The 17,213-nt window shown below is 65.6% G+C and carries 16 protein-coding genes; 5 read left to right on the top strand and 11 right to left on the bottom strand.

The window, feature by feature from the left end:
• Positions 1-298: 298 nt before the first annotated feature.
• Positions 299-1,990: an ABC-F family ATP-binding cassette domain-containing protein gene (locus tag JOF48_RS09435; RefSeq protein WP_209680034.1), complete on the bottom strand. Its 1,692-nt coding sequence runs from the start codon at positions 1,988-1,990 to the stop codon at positions 299-301.
• 162 nt (positions 1,991-2,152) lie between these two features.
• The gene (locus tag JOF48_RS09430; protein ID WP_209680031.1) at positions 2,153-3,196 is read right to left on the bottom strand and encodes a Rossmann-fold NAD(P)-binding domain-containing protein; all 1,044 of its coding nucleotides are present in this window, start codon (positions 3,194-3,196) and stop codon (positions 2,153-2,155) included.
• 134 nt (positions 3,197-3,330) lie between these two features.
• Between JOF48_RS09430 and JOF48_RS09425 the strand changes: the two genes are divergently transcribed.
• Positions 3,331-4,089, top strand: coding sequence for a M50 family metallopeptidase (locus JOF48_RS09425; protein ID WP_209680028.1), 759 nt, complete (start codon positions 3,331-3,333; stop codon positions 4,087-4,089).
• On the opposite strand, the gene JOF48_RS09420 is transcribed toward JOF48_RS09425, so the two are convergent.
• The 3 genes from JOF48_RS09420 to JOF48_RS09410 all read right to left on the bottom strand — a co-directional run bounded on the left by JOF48_RS09420 (position 4,086) and on the right by JOF48_RS09410 (position 8,171).
• A complete protein-coding gene (locus JOF48_RS09420) occupies positions 4,086-4,676 on the bottom strand; it encodes a dihydrofolate reductase family protein (protein ID WP_209680025.1) in 591 nt (196 codons plus the stop codon). The two genes, JOF48_RS09425 and JOF48_RS09420, sit on opposite strands and share 4 nt — an antisense overlap.
• Before the next feature lie 123 nt (positions 4,677-4,799).
• Positions 4,800-7,220, bottom strand: coding sequence for an accessory Sec system translocase SecA2 (gene secA2 / locus JOF48_RS09415; RefSeq protein WP_209680022.1), 2,421 nt, complete (start codon positions 7,218-7,220; stop codon positions 4,800-4,802).
• 375 nt (positions 7,221-7,595) lie between these two features.
• Entirely contained in the window at positions 7,596-8,171 is a 576-nt protein-coding gene (locus JOF48_RS09410; RefSeq protein ID WP_209680019.1) for a nucleotidyltransferase domain-containing protein, read from the bottom strand.
• A 401-nt stretch (positions 8,172-8,572) separates the two neighbouring features.
• On the opposite strand from JOF48_RS09410, the gene JOF48_RS09405 reads away from it, so the two are divergent.
• Complete coding sequence (locus tag JOF48_RS09405; protein WP_209680016.1) at positions 8,573-9,091, top strand: GtrA family protein; 519 nt, start codon at positions 8,573-8,575, stop codon at positions 9,089-9,091.
• Positions 9,092-9,113: 22 nt separating this feature from the next.
• On the opposite strand, the gene JOF48_RS09400 is transcribed toward JOF48_RS09405, so the two are convergent.
• Genes JOF48_RS09400 through JOF48_RS09390 form a run of 3 tightly spaced genes read right to left on the bottom strand, consistent with a single transcriptional unit; the run spans position 9,114 to position 11,167 of the window.
• Positions 9,114-9,800, bottom strand: coding sequence for a peptidylprolyl isomerase (locus tag JOF48_RS09400; protein ID WP_209680014.1), 687 nt, complete (start codon positions 9,798-9,800; stop codon positions 9,114-9,116).
• 54 nt (positions 9,801-9,854) lie between these two features.
• Positions 9,855-10,547, bottom strand: a complete 693-nt coding sequence (locus JOF48_RS09395) for a tyrosine-protein phosphatase (RefSeq protein ID WP_209680005.1) — start codon at positions 10,545-10,547, stop codon at positions 9,855-9,857.
• Positions 10,544-11,167 (bottom strand): GNAT family N-acetyltransferase, encoded by a 624-nt coding sequence (locus JOF48_RS09390; protein WP_209680002.1) that lies wholly within the window; start codon positions 11,165-11,167, stop codon positions 10,544-10,546. The genes JOF48_RS09395 and JOF48_RS09390 overlap by 4 nt, the downstream gene beginning before the upstream one ends.
• A gap of 175 nt (positions 11,168-11,342) precedes the next feature.
• Between JOF48_RS09390 and JOF48_RS09385 the strand changes: the two genes are divergently transcribed.
• Both JOF48_RS09385 and JOF48_RS09380 read left to right on the top strand, forming a co-directional pair.
• Positions 11,343-11,777, top strand: a complete 435-nt coding sequence (locus tag JOF48_RS09385) for a DoxX family protein (protein ID WP_209679999.1) — start codon at positions 11,343-11,345, stop codon at positions 11,775-11,777.
• Positions 11,778-11,869: 92 nt separating this feature from the next.
• A complete protein-coding gene (locus JOF48_RS09380; RefSeq protein ID WP_209679996.1) occupies positions 11,870-12,304 on the top strand; it encodes a VOC family protein in 435 nt (144 codons plus the stop codon).
• 138 nt (positions 12,305-12,442) lie between these two features.
• Here JOF48_RS09380 and JOF48_RS09375 read toward each other — a convergent pair whose 3' ends face one another.
• The 3 genes from JOF48_RS09375 to JOF48_RS09365 all read right to left on the bottom strand — a co-directional run bounded on the left by JOF48_RS09375 (position 12,443) and on the right by JOF48_RS09365 (position 15,981).
• A complete protein-coding gene (locus JOF48_RS09375; protein ID WP_209679993.1) occupies positions 12,443-14,008 on the bottom strand; it encodes a choice-of-anchor A family protein in 1,566 nt (521 codons plus the stop codon).
• A gap of 127 nt (positions 14,009-14,135) precedes the next feature.
• Positions 14,136-14,291, bottom strand: coding sequence for a hypothetical protein (locus tag JOF48_RS09370; protein WP_209679990.1), 156 nt, complete (start codon positions 14,289-14,291; stop codon positions 14,136-14,138).
• A gap of 112 nt (positions 14,292-14,403) precedes the next feature.
• Positions 14,404-15,981 carry a choice-of-anchor A family protein gene (locus tag JOF48_RS09365; RefSeq protein ID WP_209679988.1) on the bottom strand — a complete coding sequence of 526 codons (1,578 nt, stop codon included), beginning with the start codon at positions 15,979-15,981 and terminating at the stop codon, positions 14,404-14,406.
• 269 nt (positions 15,982-16,250) lie between these two features.
• Between JOF48_RS09365 and JOF48_RS09360 the strand changes: the two genes are divergently transcribed.
• Positions 16,251-17,207 (top strand): 1,4-dihydroxy-2-naphthoyl-CoA synthase, encoded by a 957-nt coding sequence (locus JOF48_RS09360; RefSeq protein ID WP_209679986.1) that lies wholly within the window; start codon positions 16,251-16,253, stop codon positions 17,205-17,207.
• Positions 17,208-17,213 lie beyond the last annotated feature (6 nt).

Genomic DNA, 17,213 nt, shown 5'->3' with positions numbered 1-17,213 from the left:
GTGCGGTTTGGCTTTTCCATGGTTGTCCTGGATGTTTATCCTGGGGTCTCCAAGCCACGGCGTCTTATATACCTGGTGAGAGGTGCCCCGCTGCCTGGGTTCACCAAAATAGTGTTCACAAACCCGTTCCAAGTCAGCGAAGCGCACCGATGCGGGGTTTTGCCGCATTCTCGCAAGAACTTTCGCTACACTTGCCATGGTCAATGGTATCAATATTGATACCATGTTCAACGTTTTCAGCCGCACTGGATATTCCGCGGCCACGTCAGGCACCCGATACGCAGCTTGAGCGCTGACGCTACATTCCCTGCCCCGGCTGCGGTTCTGCGCGCCTCAATTCCCACGTCCGTTCCGGCATCAGCTCGGAAAGAAACCCCTCGTCGTGGCTGGAGACCACCAGGGCACCCTTGAAGTCGGCGAGCGCGGAGACCAGCTGTTCCGTGGACACCAGGTCCAGGTTGTTGGTGGGCTCGTCCAGGAGAAGCAGCTGCGGCGCCGGGCTGGCGAGCAGGATCCTGGCCAGCGCCACCCGGAACCGCTCCCCGCCGGAGAGCTCCCCCACGGGCTGGTTGGCAAGGTTGCCACGGAAATGGAACCGGGCGAGCTGCTCGCGCACCTCCGGCAGGGACACCGCCGGTGCCGCCGCCCGCACGTTTTCCAGCACGGTGAGGGAGTCGTCCAGGCCCTCCCACGAATCAGCAAGGTCTGGACCGACACCTCCGGCTCCCCCGTTGCGCTGGCGCAGGTATCCCACCGGCACGGCGGCCAGCGGACCCAACGCATTCAACAGCGTCGTCTTTCCCACGCCGTTGGGCCCGGTCAGCGCCACCCGCTCGGGTCCGCGTAGCGACAGGCGGGCGTCGGGCTCAAGGGGCGCGCCGCCGTCGTGCATCCGACCGAGGGAAACCACAGCAGCAGGGACGTCCAGCACCGTCCGCCCCGCCGGCACGGCTGTGTCCGGGAGGTCGATCCGGATCCGGGTGTCGGCGCGGACGGAGTCGCGGGCGTCGGCGAGCGCCTCGGCGGCGTCGGTCTCGCGGCTGCCCATGGTGCCGCGCACCTTCCCGGCCGACTGTTCGGCCTGCTTGCGGCGCTCATTCGCAATGATCGGCGGCAGCCCTGACGCCGCCTTGCGGCCCTGCTTGGCACGGCGGGCGATCTTGGTCTCCGCCTCGATCCGCTGGCGCTTCTCGGTGGCAAGCCGGGCGCCGGCGTCGCGCACCGCACGCTCGGCGGCCTCACGCTCAGCGGCGACCTCGGCCTCGTAAACCTCCCAATTGCCGCCGTGCCGGATGAGCTCCACGCGCTCCCCCTCCCACGCGCGGCTGCGGACGGGGCGCAATTCGGCGATGGCGTCGACGCGGTCCAGCAGGGCGCGGTCGTGAGTGGCCACAATGAGCGTGCCGCGCCAGCGTTCCACCGCCTGGTAGAGCCGGTTCCGCGCGGTACGGTCCAGGTTGTTGGTGGGTTCGTCAAGCAGCGTGATGGGCCGGGCGGCCAGCTCCAGTCCGGCCAGCGCGGTGATCATGGCCTCGCCGCCGGAGAGCGTGCCGACGGTCCGGTCCAGGAAGTCCGGGCCGGCGGCGGGCAGCCCGTACCCGGCCAGCAGCGCAACGGCGCGTTCCTCCAGGTCCCAGTCGTCGCCGATGAGCTCCAAGTTTTCGGCCATGTTGGCTTCGTGCCCGGCCAGGACGGCGGCCAGGGCATGGCGCTTCTCGGCCAGGCCCAGCAGGTCGGTGACGGTCTGCTCCGTGCGCAAAGTGAGCTTTTGCGGCAAATAACTGACGTTCGACGCCGTCACAACCGTGCCGCTGTTCGGCGCCAGCTCCCCGGCGATCAGGCGCAGCAATGCGGTCTTGCCCGTGCCGTTGGGGCCCACCAGGCCGGTGCGGCCCGCGGCAAACACGGCGGTCAGGTCCGTAAAGACAGGGGTGCCGTCCGGCCACGAAAAGGTGAGCTGGGACAGCGAAATGGGATGGGTGTTCTGCATGGTTCTCCTCGGCAAATGAATGCGCCGAGGGCAGGCCGGGCCTTTAAGGACGGGCGTGCACTACTTCGGCGCGGATTAGGCGGAAGCGAACCAAATTGTCAACGGATTTCCTGACATAGGGGACAGAGCATTCCCAGTGTTGCATGCGGCGGGGGTGGGTTGTCAACCCGCCGGCCGTGCCCGGGCCCCCAGCAGGGAGGCCTCGTCCGCCGCGCTGAGACCCGAGGCGAGCTGCCGCCCGGCCCATGGTTCACCGGCGGCGATGATGTCCCGGAATGTCTCCGCCAAGGGCCTCCGCCGCAGCCCCATCTCCAGTGCCAGCGCATCCGAGCGGCGCGCAAACCCGGCGTAGGCCGTCTCCGGCGGAAGCACCAGCGGCAGGGACCGCGGCCCGCTCCAGGGGGCAACGCCGTCGCCCTCCATGGCGGAAATGGGGTAACCGGACAACTCCCGCCCCGCGGGCCCGGGCCCCGTCCGCGCCGCCCCTGCCGCAGCGGTGAGCGCCTCGGACAGCGGGACCGCCCGGCCCACCGCGTTGACCGGCCCGGTTCGCCCGGCCAGCCCGGCGTCGAGGATGAAGGCGGCCAGGTCGCGGACGTCCACAAGCTGCACGTGCTGCGGGTAGTGTGGGCCGTCGTCGATGGGCAGCAGGGCCGGCCGGTGTGGATCCGCCAGCCGCAGGGGCCAGTAGCTGCTGCGGGCGGTCGGGTCCCCCGGTCCGCCGACCAGCCCCGCCCGCACCAGCAGCGCCGCGCCGTCCCGGGCCGCCGCGGTCAGCTGTTCGCAGGCGGCCTTCGCCTCCCCGTACCGCTCCGGCGTGTACGCCTCCCGAGGGCCGAGCGCCGGCAACAGCTGCGCGCCCTCATCCCCGGCAGGCCTGGAATGGTCCGCGTACACCGAGCAGGAGGACACGAGCACCCAGTTCCGGGCCCGCGGCGACAACGCCTGCACCGCGCCCAGGGCGTGCCCGGGAACCCGGGCCAACTCCACCACCAGGTCCCAGTCCTGCGCGGCAACCGGGGCGTATCCGCCGTTGGGCCCGCCGTCCGCGTTGTCGCGGTCAAGCACGACGGCGTCCGCGCCTTCCGGAAAATCGCCGCTCTGCCCGCGGGCCAGGGTGGTGACGGCGTGCCCGGCCGCCAGCGCCAGTTCAGCCAGGGTCCTGCCCAGCCACGCGGTCCCGCCAAGAATCAAAATGTTTGCCATGCCTTCAGCGAACCCCGAGCCAGGCACTGGTGCAAGGATATTTCACGCAGGGCTGATCCCTTTCGGGGCATGATCGGCCGGCGGCGCTGTGGAGGCGAAACGGCGCTGCCAGCTTCATCGTCTACGCTGCTGGAATGACTGACGCCGCAGGGGACCTGACCAACGCCGCCGCCAGCTGGTGGTCCGCCATCCTCAACGGCTTCACCCGCACCGACGTCCCCAGCTTCCCGATCGGCGCACTCCTGCTCATCGTTGCCTCCGCCGTGGTCCTGAGCATCCCCCACGCCACCTGGCGCTGGTTCGGGCTGTACGTGACCTTCGTGCACGAACTCGGGCACGCCTTCGCCGCACTCATGACCGGCCGCGTGGTCCACGGGCTGCGGATCGGGCTGGACCATTCCGGCGAGCTGGTCAGCAGCGGCCGCCGCGGCTTCGGCGCCACCTGGTCCGGTTTCTGGGGCTACCCAGCCCCGGCGGTGGTGGGGCTGGCGCTCGTGTGGTCGGTGTCGGCGGGCTGGGCCGGCGCCGCGGCGTCGATTGGCGCGCTGGTCCTGCTGCTGGCCTTGATCTTCCTGCGCAACTTCACCGGCATCATGGTGGCCCTGCTCAGCGCGGCCGCAGCCCAGTGCCTGGTCATGTTCGCCACCGCGGAAACCGTGGGCTGGGCGGTCTTGATCCTCGGCATCGCGCTTGGCGTGGGCTCCGTGCGCGACTTCTTCAAGGTCGCCGCCGTCCACACGCGCCGCCGTGGCCAGCTCGGCAGTTCGGACGCGTACCTCCTCGCCCAGGCGACCCGCACGCCGCCGTTCCTGTGGCTCGGCGGCTTCGCCGTGGTCATCTTCGGCGCCGCGGCAGTTTCGGCCTGGCTGCTGTGGGGAATGCTGGCAATCTAGGCACCAGCCGGCAATTCCCCTGCCGCCCCATTCTTCACCGCATAGTGGAGATGCACGACGCCGCTGCCGAAGGTGCGCTGGCCCAGCAGTTCCAGCGGGGTGCTCAGGCGTTCGGGCAGGGCCGGGGTGCCGCCGCCCACCAAGACTGGGAACAGGAGCAGGTGGATCTCGTCCACGATCCCTGCTGCGAGCGCCTGGCCGGCAAGGTTCGCCCCGCCCACGGAGATGTCCTGCCCGGCCTGGGCTTTCATGGCCTGGACGGCGGCAGGGTCAAAGTCGCGTTCGATCCGGGTCCGCGCCGTGGCCGTCGATTCCATGGTGCGGGAGTAGACCACCTTGTCGATCTGGTGCCAGGCGTCGGCGTAGTCACGGACCACCTTGATGAGGTCGGGCCGGCCGTAGAATTCCTCCCACACCTTCATGGTTTCGTAGAGCCGGCGGCCGTACAGGTGGGTGCCCACACCCTGTTCCAGGTCGTTGGCGAAGGCGTGCACCTCGTCGTCGGGCATGGCCCAGTCGAAGTTGCCGTCACGGTCATTGGTATAGCCGTCCAGGGACGTCATTGCCATATAAATGAGCTTGGCCATGATTGCGGCCTCCTGCAGTGTTGAAGGGTTGGCACCTTCAAGTATTCGCCCTTTTGGCCTGCCCGCATAGCGGTTTGGGCAGGCCGGCAGCCCGGCCGCAACGAGTCGGTGGCTCCGGCGCCGCTACCTGCCCAGCTTTTTCAGCAGCCACTTGATGGCCTGGTCGGTGGGGTTCCCGAAGGGGTTCTCGTCCACCACGTACGTCCAGGTGGTGGAGCCGCGGCGGATGCCGGCTGCTTCCAGGTCCACCTGCCCGCCGGTGGCGTCCAAGCCCTCCACAGTTTCGCGCGCATTGGCGTGGGCGTCGTCCAGGAAACCCTCAAAGGCGCGGATGGTTTCGCGGCGGAATTCATCGAGCGGATTCTGCCGGCCCAGGGCGCGTAGGTGGATCGCCGCGCGCTGCTCGGACAGCAGTGCCAGGTGGTCGCTCCACAAGGCATCGAGTTCAAAGAGCAGCACTTCCCGGCACACCCTCGCCATTTCCTCCTGCCCGAGGATTCCTGCCATCTCCGCCAGACGTCCGCCGCCTTCGCCCGGGGCGCCGCCGGCGGGGATGCCAGCGGGACTGCCGTCGAGGACGGCCAGAATTTCCAGTGCGGCACCGGCCTCGTGGAGCACCCGTGACCGCTCGGCCAGCACGACCTTGCGCTGGTAGGCAATCAGCTCGTTGTACTTCCAGGAGTTCTGCTGCGTGGTGAACCGTTCCTGCTCCGCGAGCCGTTGCGCCCGGTCCAGCAGGGCAGACAGGCCCGCCCTGGTGACGAGTCCGGCGTCGTCAACATCCCGGGCCACAGATTCGGTGAGCTCCAGGCCGTGCGCTTCCTGGCCGTTCGCGGCCGGGTCTTCCATGCTGGAGTAGATGATGCTGGCGCCGGGATCGCCCTGCCGCCCGGCACGTCCCCGGAGCTGCGCGTCGAGGCGGGGTGAGTAAAAGCGGCCCACGATGATGACCAGCAGGCCGCCGAGCCCGGCCACATCCGCGTGCGCGGACGGGTTGGCGGGCGTCCCGCCGAGGAGGATGTCGGTGCCGCGGCCGGCCATCTGTGTTGACACGGTGAGGGCCCTGCGCCGCCCGGCCTGAGCCACCACCTGCGCCTCCACGCTGTCGTTGCGGGCGTTGAGGACCTGGGGTTCCAGGCCCCTGGCCGCCAAAAGCCCGGCGAAACGCTCCGATGCCGCCACGTCATGTGTCCCCACCAGCACCGGCCGGCCCGTTGCATGTGCCTCGACGGCGGCCAGGACCACGGCGGCATCGCGGTGGGCGCTGGTGGCATAGATCCGCTCCGGCAGGTCCTTGCGGATGCACGGCTTGTGGGAGGGGATCCGGCCGGCGTCGAGCTCGTAATGCGTGCGCAGGTACTCCGAAACAGCCACGGCCGTGCCGCTCATCCCGGTCACGGCCGTAAAACTCTTGATGAGGTCACGCACCAGCAGCTGGTCCAGGACCTCGCCCTGTTCGGTTCGGAGCAGCCCCTCCTTGGTCTCCACCGCCGCCTGCAATCCGTCCGGCCAGCGCTGCAGCGAGGCCACGCGCCCGCGCGAGTCAGAGACGATCTCCGCCTTGCCGTCGCGGACAATGTAGTCGACGTCGCGCTGCAGCAGGACTTCTGCGTGCAGGGCCGTGTTGACGGAGGAGAAAAGCGGCGTGCCGGCCACCGAATAAAGTTCGACGCCGGGCCACCTCGCCTCGACTGCCGCGAGGCCCGCGTCTGTGAGGGACACGTTGCGCTTGTCCGGGGCCACCTCATAATGGGTGCCGGAGCTGAGGGTCTTGACGAAGTCCGCCACGTCAACGCTTTCCAGCTCGCTGCGCGCCCGGCCGGCCAGGACCAGCGGCACCGTCGCCTCGTCCACCAGGACGGAATCAATCTCGTCCACGATGCAAACGTTGAAGGGCTGGAGGACTTCCTGCCCCGGTTCGGTGCACGAGCGGTCCCGCAGCACGTCGAATCCCAGCTCATTGACGGAGACGTAGACAATGTCCGCAAGGTACGCCTGCCGGCGCTCCTGCGCCGCGCTGGCCTCTGTCACCGATGCCGCGGCAAGCCCCAGCCGGCCAAAGAACGGCCCCATCCAGTCGGCGTCCCGGTGCGCGAGGTAGTCGTTGACGGTCAGGACGTGCACCCGGTTCCCCCGCAGGGCGTGGGCACCGGCTACCAAGGCACCCACCAGGGTTTTTCCTTCGCCGGTATCCATCTCCACCACGGTTCCGCGCAACATGTTGGCTGCCGCCAGCAACTGCGTATCGAAGGGTGTCATGCCCAGGGCTTCCTGGGCGAGGACGCTGGCAGCCGCCAGGTATTCCTCAAGTGCGGCATCGCTCCAGTTGAGAGTGTCCGGGCCAGCTTCCGCTGCCACGGTGTCCAAGAGGCGGTGGGCTTCGGACCGCCCCAGGCTGCCGTGGAGCATCTCGCCTGCCCGGGCCGCGGCGCGGGCGGCAATTTTGTCCAGGCCCGCAGTGTTGACCACTCCCGGGGTGTTGAACAGCCAGTTCTTGAACTTCTTGGAAAGGTCCACGGATCCTCGAGTCGTTTGGGTGGCCATGCTGCCGTTGTCCCACCGTAGTCACACACCAATGCCTTTGGCTCCCTGACATGGTTGTGGCGGGGAAATCAGACTCTTCAGCGACTCGCTTGGATCGTGGCAAGGTCGACCAACGCATCCATGGCCCGAATAGCCCGACTGAGTTCCGTTGCCGACACCGGCCGGTAATCGTACCCAGCCTTGGTTTTCATGGCCGGCAACGTGGACAGACGGCGTCCGATGCTGCTATCCCAGCGTGAACACACAGTGTCACAACGGCGTCGGCAATGTTCTCACCGTCTTGCACAAGTGTCAGCGCATCGGCAACAACTTGCTGAAATTGCTTGGCTTTGGCCAAGCGTCCACGTCGGGCATTTGAGTCCGCGTCGACAGTTCTCATGCGGCGTCCCGCTTTAGCCGCATTTGCCGAACAAGGGCTCGGCGGTCGCCAAAGATGTGGATTCCTTCGTCAACTATGCCCCTGAACAGTGGATTGTCTTCAACCTCATCATGCGTGTAGACGAGAGGCCGGGCATCATTGCCAGTCCAGGAGGCAACCATGCTGGCGAGTGATGCAACATCATCCTCCACAGAGCCGTCCACCATGCCATCTGGAAACAGCAGAAATAAGTCGATGTCGCTGTCACTGCGCATGTCGCCCCGGGCCGCGGAGCCGAAGAGTGTGACAACGGTTGGGGACATCCTCCACGAGGCTACAGTCTCCCCAATCCGGCCAAGGAGAACAGCCTTGGATTGAGCCATGTCCATGAGCAAGCCTGCCAACACGTGGTCTCTGTTGAGCGCAAAGGTGCTTATTCTTCCCAGTTTGCGCTCAAGGACAATCCCTTGATCCACGAGTCCGGGCAGCGCATACCGCACCCCCGGCAAAGAGCCTTCTTCCGGGAGCAGCCTGTGAATCAGCGGAGCGGTAAAGCTCTCATCAGCTCCACACAGGACGTAGAGAATGCCCATTTCCAAGGACGAGCTCAAAGCAGACAGGGGATTTTGCAGTCGCATGGGGGCACCTCCTAGACAGGGCAGCCAGATAAGAAAACACCTTTATGTCTAGTTTACTAGACATAAAGATGAAAATCTATACTTCACTCGGGCGCCGCTTTTTCGTCGTGCCGGACAAGCCCCTGGCCATTGAGACGCCTCTGGCATCCATCATGAACAGCCCGTCTTCGACCCCGCCCGGCAGCCAGCGCAGGCTATGATCCACGTCACAAACGGAACAATGGCGGCAACAGTTCGACCACCCAAAATTCTGGTGTTAGTTTCGTTACCGTAAGCACAGATCAGCCCCCGCCACGCCCTTGCAACAGGGGCATTGCCATGGGCGCACCGGGTCCCGAACCCCACGGAAAGGCCGCATGAACGCCATCGACAAAGTCAGGAATCTCATCGGCCTCCTGTGGCGGGAAGTCCTGACGTTTGGGACGGTGGGTGGCATGGGCTGGATCATCGACAACGGCATCTACGCACTCCTGTGGCACGGGCCCATGTCATCCAGCACGGTCAAGGCGCGCGTGGTGTCCACGGTCGTTGCCACGTTGTTCGCATGGTTCGCCAACCGCTACTGGACCTTCCGGCACCGGCGCACCGAGCACGTGTGGCGCGAGTTCCTCATGTTCCTTCTGATGAACGCCCTGGGGCTGGCCATCGTGCTCGCCTGCCAGGTTGTCTCGCGCTACGTCCTGGGCTTCACCTCATTCACGGCCGACTTCATCGCCGGAGGCGTGGTGGGCCTGGTCCTGGCCACCATCTTCCGCTTCCTCACCTACCGCTTCTTTGTGTTCAACGAGGAGCTCGGCGGGCCGGCACCTTTGGCTGCGGCACCGGATGCTTTTGCCGTCTCCGCTGAATTGCTCGACGTCGAACCCGCCCGCTAGGTGCCCTGCCGCGCCGGGGCGGCTACTTGAAGCTGGCCGCCCCAAGCACCGCTTCGGCGGCGGGAGTCCCGTCCTGTGCACCGTTGGCAGTTCCCTGCGCAGCGACCTTCTCCACGGCGTCGAGGCCACCAGCAACTTCACCAAACACCGTGTAGCCGCCGGCCGCACCGGGATCGATGGTGGTGTCGCCGTAGACGATGAAGAACTGGCTGCCGTTGCTGTTTGGATCGCTGGTCCGGGCCATGGCGAGCGTGCCCTTCTTGTAGAGATTGCCGGCAGGAGCGTTCTCGACGGGGCCAAACTCATAGCCCGGGCCGCCGGTTCCGGTGCCGGTGGGGTCCCCGCACTGCAGGATGTCGAAGCCGCCAGTGGTCAGGCGGTGGCAGGCCGTCCCGTCAAAGAAGTCCGTCTCGGACAGGTGCAGGAACGACGCCACGGCCTGGGGCGCCTTGTCCCCGAACAGGGTCACGTCCATGGCCTTGCCGTTGAAGTCCAGCGTCCCGGTCCATTCGCGGTTTTCCGCCTCGGCCGGATCCGGGGCGCCCGACCCGCCTGCGGCGACCTGTCCGGCGTCGGACTTCTCCATTGCACCCAAGAGCAGCGCCCCTCCCCCAACAAGGGCCACCAGCGCCACCACTATGGCGATGACAAGCACCACCATCTTCTTGGAATTGGACGTGGCTGATTGCGGGGTTTTGGTCTGAGACATGCCCTCAAGTCTATGGCGTGCCGCCTCCGGCACAACACGGAAGCGGCGGCCCGTTCAGCCTTCTCCACGGCACCGGGCAATGACGGCGTCGATCTCGCCGGCAGTTACACCGTTGGCCAGCAAAAACACGCGCACATCGAGGCCGTCGATGAATTCCGCCACAGCCTCCCCGCGCCCCTGAACCACCTCGGCCAGCTCGGCCTGACCCAGGTGCCGCTCGTACGGATGCTTCACCGGCGCCACCAGGTGCCACTCGTTGATGCCGCGCGTGGCCTGCTCGTCCTCCTGCGCCGCCAGCTCCGACTGCCCGAGCAGCGCCAACAGCAGCGTGGCCACCAGCCCTGTCCTGTCGCGCCCCGCGGAGCAGTGGATGACCACCTTGCCCTGCGCGGCCGCCAGTTCCCTGAACACGGCCGCCACGCGCTCCGGGAACAGCCGCAGCATGTCCGAGTACAGCCGCGGATGGTTCATGTAGGGGTGGAAGTGGTCCCGGTAGCGCGGGTCCTCCGGGTCTTCCGTGGGTGAGTGGACGACGGCGAACCCCGCCATCGCGGCCGGGGCCACCACCGGGTCGCTCGGCCTGCGCTTGCGCTCCGCCGGGTTCCGCAGGTCGATGACTGTGCGGACGCCGTCGTCATGGAGCTGGCGCCAACCGCGCTCGGTGAGCCATTCGCTGCGGCCCATCCGGTAGATGTCGCCGGCCAGCTGCCGGGCGTTGACGGCGCCTTCCCAGTGGGGGCTGGTCATGGCTGGAGGGCTGGACGCTTTTTGGCCAGGCGGAAGTTCAGCCCGTTGCGCACCTGCGGCCATTCGGCGGCGAGGATGGAGAAGACCACGGTGTCGCGCAGGGAGCCGTCGGGCATGCGGCGGTTGGCACGGAGCACGCCGTCCTGCTTGGCGCCCAGGCGGGCGATCGCCTCGCGTGACTGCATGTTCATCCAGTGCGTGTGGAACACCACCACCTCGACGCCGAGCACGTCGAAGGCGTGGCGGAGGAGCAGGTTCTTGCTGTCCACGTTGGTGCCGGTCCCGTGCACACTGGCGGCGTTCCAGGTGTAGCCCACAGCCACAGTAGGAACGGACGGGTCGATGTCGTAGTAGCTGGTCAGGCCAATGATCCGGCCGGGCTTGCCCGTGGCGGGGTCGTTTGCGCGGGCGGTGAAGGAGAACCGTTCACCGGCCTCTTGGTCGGCCAGGCGGCGCTCAATCTCGGAGCGCATGCCTTCGGGCCGCGGCACCGAGGTGTACCAAAGGTTCCACAGCTCGCCGTCGGATGCGGCCGCGACGAGTCCGTCGTGGTGGTCCATGCTCAGCGGTTCAAGGGTGACGTACTTTCCGGCCAGGGTGACGGGTGCAATGAAGGTCATGAAAAAACACTAGCGGACGCCGGCTTGGTGGCATGCACAGGGGAATACTCGAACCACCATTAGTTGACGCATCAACTGATTGTCTGGGAGACTTTTATTGAAGCTTCAACTATTTGCTATGCGGCGCTTCTTTTCGAAGGCCGTTACAAACCCCTACAGAAACGTTGAGATCCCCATGAAGAACCCCGCACTTGCCACAGCGGCCCAGACCATCCTTCGCGTCGTGGTTGGATTCCTATTTGCCGCCCACGGTTGGCAGAAATACAACGAATTCACCGTTGCAGGCACCCAGGGCGCATTCGCCCAGATGGGCGTTCCGGCCGCCGACCTGGTCGCACCCATTGTGGCCACCCTGGAACTGGTGGGCGGCATCGCACTGATCCTGGGCCTGGCCACCCGCCCCCTCGCGATGCTGTTGACCCTGAACATGATCGGCGCCATCGCGGTAGTCCACGCCCCGGCTGGCATTTTCGTCGAAGCCGGCGGCTTCGAGCTGGTGCTGATTCTGGGCGCCTCGGCCCTTGCAGTGGCGCTCATGGGCCCTGGCAGGCTCTCGCTGGACAATGCTTTCTTCGGCCGCATGAGTTCCAAATTGAGCGTTCTGGCCTAGCTTCACCACATGGGCGCAGCGCACCATCCTCCGGTGCACTGCGCCCCGCTGAATGCTGGACACGGGCAACAGGCGGCGGCAGAATATTCTCCATGGCCTATTCGCTGCAAATAGTTGTTGACTGCATCAACCCGCATGAGCTGGCCGACTGGTGGGCCGAGACCATGGGCTGGCAGGTGGAGCCTTCCGACGAGGCGTTCATCCGTTCCATGGTGGAGAAGGGCTTTGCCACTGACGACGAAACACTGGTCCACAAGGGAGTGCTTGTGTGGGCCATGGGCCAGGCCATTATTCCGGGGCCGGATGCGGGTGCGGACAGTCCGCGCATCCTCTTCCAAACGGCAGACTCCGCAAAGACGTCCAAAAATCGCATCCACTGGGACGTCCGGCTCGGCGGAGACGACAAGGAAACCGTCAGGGGAAAGCTGGAGTCCCGCGGCGCCACGTTTCTCTGGGAAGCCAGCCAGGGTCCGCACTCCTGGTTCACCATGGCAGATCCCGAAGGCAACGAATTCTGCATCAGCTGACGTGGCGCTGCCAGTCGGTACAACATCCCTGACGGTGATGGAGGGAAGAAACTGCGGCTGGGCATGACAATGGCCGCCTGGCCGCGGAGGGGGCGTCCGCGGCCAAACGGCCATTGGGTTTCAGGGGAGCTCAGGCTCTTAGTGGCGCCGGCGAACCGTCACGACGGCCAGGCCGCCCAGTGCCAGCAACAGCAGGGCTGACACGCCAAGGATCGCCGTGTTCTTCGCATTGAGGCCGGTGTTGGCCAGGCGCTCAGTGTCCGAGGCCTGCGCTGCCACCTTTGGTGACTCCGAAGCGGACGGCGCGGCCGTTGCCTTGGCACTGGCCGGGGTGGAAGGAGCCGGGGCGTCCTGCACGTTGTCGGGCACAACTGGGTCGGCAGGCTCCAGCGGAGTCAACGGCACCACAGGGGTCTCACCGGGAACCACAGGCTCAACCGGCACCAACGGAGTCAACGGCACCTCAGGCTTCTCACCCGGAACCACAGGCTCAACCGGCACCAACGGAGTCAACGGCACCTCAGGCTTCTCACCCGGAACCACAGGCTCAACCGGCACCAACGGAGTCAACGGCACCTCAGGCTTCTCAGCGGGCTTGCCGGAGCAGCCAAAGTCCTCGTCGCCCATCAGCGGGTAGGCGTGCATTTCAGTACCTGTGCCGCTGTGCACCAGGTTGCCGGCAACAAGGATGCGGCCGTTTGTGCCGGGCGCAGAAATCTCGGTGGTCCCGCCGGCCGTAGGCACGAGAATGGATCCTGGCACCTGGGCCGTTCCCCCGATGGCCACATTCTTGGCATCGGCAAAGTTCCAGACCAGCCGCGAGGCAATGGAGCCGAAGTAGGCTCCGTCGGGAGTGCCTGCGTTGGGAAGAACCGGCAGTCCCGCCTCGTTCAGCAGGGTATTGAGGAACAGGCCTGCCGGCTCACCCTTGACGTTGACAACGATTCGGGCATCGGCCGGAACGTCCTTGAACTGCAGTGCAGAATCCTTCTGCTCGCTGCCGAGGAAGCCTTCATCCACAGTGAATACCTGCGTGGAGGAGACACCGTCGCCGGTCAAGACAGCTTCGCCCCAGGATTCAACTTCCACGGTTCCGGTGTCTTCCAGCCCGGAGTACTGTTCAGAACGCGCCTTCAGCAGGGCCGAGAATCCGGCGTACCCTGCCACGGCAGTTGCGTCGGGAACGGTCAGCGTGCCGCCGTTGGTGGAGAGTTTGTCGCCGGCGTTGTTGGAGCCACCGATGCGGACGGCGCCACCCGCGGGGCTTCCCTCGGAGATGAGCTGTGCCTTCGGGTTGCCAACATCAATGACAGTGCCGTTGCTGCTGACGCTGCCACCAACCAGGAGCATGTCGGAACCCGGCGTGGGCACGATCTGCGAGCCGACGCCTACGATGCCAACGTTGTAGTTCCCCCGCTCTGCCTTGGCGAATTCGGCATCGCCCATGACAACAAGCAGTCCCTCCGCCTCTGCGGCCATTTCCGCCACGGAGAAGTTGCCGCCAACAAAGACGCTGGTGTTGTTGTCGAACCCGGCGAAATCACCGTTGCCCAGGCCGGGCATCTCTTCGATGCAGGTGAAGCCGCCTTCAGCGTTTGCTGCGGGAACCAATGCCAAGAAGCTGCCGAGAGTCAATGCAGCCGTCAGCGCCGAAGCAGCGATGACGGAGCCCTTCCCCGGGCGGCGGGAGATCCTGTTAGTCAATTCTGTCTACCTCATGTATGAACGGAGTTAGCCAGACGTCTAACCGACTGGCCAGCTCCACGGTAGCCGGAATCAAGGCAGCTTTCACCCCAGCCGGGGCCGCTGGAAAATAGCCCATGAAACCACGTCACGGCCCTGCGGCAACCAGCATTGAAAACTGGTCGTTTCTGAACTTTCCGCCGTGAACCACGCCATTTTCATTCAGGAAACAGAAGTTTCGTTGGCCAAACCTTCCGCCGCCGTGAAACCGCCAATGAAAAAACGTCAGGGTGATTTCAGCCACACGCACCCGCCGTCCACCATCGGGCACCACCCAGCCAACAACAATGGACGCTTGGCCACGGCGGGGGTATCCGCGGCCAAACGTCCATTAGTTCTTGGGGAGGTGGACTCCGTTAGTGGCGTCGCCGCACTGTGGCAACGGCGATGCCGCCGAGGGCCAGCAGCAATACTGCAGACAGACCGAGGATCAGCGTGTTGCTGTTGGCTCCGGTCCGCGCCAATCCGTCGGCTGCAACGGCAGCACCGGTGGCTGAGGGCGAAGCCTTGGCGGCCACCTGGCCGGCCGGCGTGGTGGCCGCAGGCGTGGACTTCTTTGATTCCTGCGGGGCAGGTGCCTGGGAGCTTTCCTGCGCCAGCGGGGTGACGTCGTCGGCCTGCACCTTGGGGTCAGTCACTTCCTGCGATTCCGGGTCTGCCGGTGCGGGGTCGACAACGGGTTCCTCCGGGTCCTCCTGGACAACCGGCTTCTCTGGATCCTCCTGGACAACCGGCTTCTCTGGATCAACCGGATCCAGCGGCCCTTCCGGCTCCACAGGCTCCTTGGGCTTTTCAGTAACCTTGGGCTTCTCCGGCTGTTCCTCAATGACCGGTTTCCCGGGGGTTTCGCAGTCAATTCCAATAAGCGGGTACGCGTGGAACTCGTTGCCACCGTTGCCCTGGTGCTTCAAGTCTCCTGCGACGTAGACACGACCGTTGGTGCCATTGGCAGCAACCGTCGTCTGGCTGCCTTCGGCGGGAACCAGGATGGAGCCCGGGATCTGAGCGCCGTCAATGAGGACGCTCGTGGCGTCCTTGAAGTTCCAAACCAGGCTCGCTGCCAGTTGGCCGAACCCGTCCGCACCTTCAGCGAGGAGAGCTGCGCTGTTCGGAGCAAACACCGAGTTGAAGTAGGTCTCTGCGCTGCCGCCTGAAACGTTGACGACAATCTTGGCGTCAGCGGGAATCCGGTCGAACTTGATGGAGATCTTCTTGGCAGAATTTCCAAGCTCATCACCTGAGATCTCGAACACCTGCAGTTCGTCACTGCCGTTGCCGGTGAAGGTCAGCATGTCTCCGACCAGTGCGTGGGTACCATTGGCAGGCTGGGCTGCGAATCCAGCCGAGAGGCTCTTGAACTTCTGTTCGAAGGAGCCAAAGTCGTATGCGCCCGCCGCGCCGAGACTAGTTTCGATCCCACCCTCGGCGACGGTGCCGCCACCAGTTTGAATCTTGCCGGCGGCGTTGTTGTTCCCGCCCATCTTCACATGGCCGCCCTGCTTGACAGCGGCCGAAAGGCCAACGTGGACAACGCCCGAGCCGGCGCTTGCGTCGCCACCGATCAGGAGCATGTCCGAACCCTCGTTGGGTGCCCATCCGGATCCGCCGCCGACAACGCCGACGTTGTAGTTGGAGGACTGGGCAAATGAGGCGCTGCCCGCAACAGCCAGGACGCCTTCAGCTTCGGTGGCACCGGCTGTCGTGGTGAAGTTGCCTCCGGCAAACACGTTGATGCCGTTGTTGGTGCGCCACGATGTGATGCCACCTTCCACACCACCGGGGTTGGTGCAGAAGGAACCGGACTGATCGCCGGACGGTGTGGCAATGGCTGCGGGGGCGAGAGCTGCAAAGCTGCCGAATGACAAGGCTGCCGTGAGGGCCGAGGCGGCGAGGAGCGACGCCTTCCTCGGCGGACGGGAAGTGCTGTTAATCAATTCTGTCTACCTTCAAAGTGAACGGGGAGCGGCCATTCGTCTTGTGGACGGCCTCCCCAAAAATAGCCCCAACACGGGGCCGTTCCCATATCCCGCCGGGGCACCTTAAATGACTCCCTGAAATACCGTCAAGGGTTTTGCCCCTGTCCGTTTGGACAGTTCACGGTTCCCGGCACGGCCGGGGTGAGAACGTGTCACGGCGCCGCCGTCACATTGGCGTCACAATGGGGCCAAGCCCCCGAAACGCTGCCGCCAGCTAGAATCACTGGGTGAGCAACGCAACAAACCTCCCAGACCAGGTATCCGACATCTTCGACCCCACCCAGTGGCGCGTGGTTGAAGGCTTCGACTTTCAGGACATGACCTACCACCGCCAGGTGGAACGCAGCGCCGACGGCACCATTGTCAGGGACCTGCCCACGGTCCGCATCGCCTTCAACCGCCCTGAGGTCCGCAACGCCTTCCGCCCCGGCACGGTCGACGAGCTGTACCGCGCCATGGACCACGCCCGCATGACCCCGGACGTTGCCACGGTCCTGCTCACCGGCAACGGCCCCTCCCCCAAGGACGGCGGCCACTCCTTCTGCTCCGGCGGCGACCAGCGCATCCGCGGCCGCGACGGCTACAAGTACGCCGACGGCGAGACCAAGGAAACCATCGACCCCGCCCGCGCCGGCCGGCTCCACATCCTGGAAGTCCAGCGGCTCATGCGCACCATGCCCAAGGTGGTCATCGCCGTTGTCAACGGCTGGGCGGCCGGCGGCGGACACTCCCTCCACGTGGTCTCGGACCTGACCATCGCCTCCCGCGAGCACGGCAAGTTCAAGCAGACGGACGCCACCGTGGGATCCTTCGACGCCGGCTACGGCTCGGCGCTGCTGGCCCGCCAGATCGGCCAGAAATCGGCACGCGAAATCTTCTTCCTGGCCCGCGAATACTCCGCCGAGGACATGGTCCGCATGGGCGCCGTGAACGAGGCCGTGGACCACGCACGCCTCGAAGAAGTCGCTCTGGAGTACGCGGCAGACATTGCCCGCCAGTCCCCGCAGGCCATCCGGATGCTCAAGTTCGCCTTCAACCTGGCCGACGACGGACTGGCCGGCCAGCAGGTCTTCGCCGGCGAGGCCACCCGCCTGGCCTACATGACGGACGAGGCCGTGGAGGGCAAGGAAGCGTTCCTGGAAAAACGCGACCCCGACTGGTCCTCCTTCCCGTACTACTTCTAGCAATTA

The organism is Arthrobacter stackebrandtii (genome assembly GCF_017876675.1).
Lineage (GTDB): Bacteria > Actinomycetota > Actinomycetes > Actinomycetales > Micrococcaceae > Specibacter > Specibacter stackebrandtii.
Note: the sequence above shows the minus strand (reverse complement) of the source record. Positions and strands in the feature narration are given on the sequence as shown.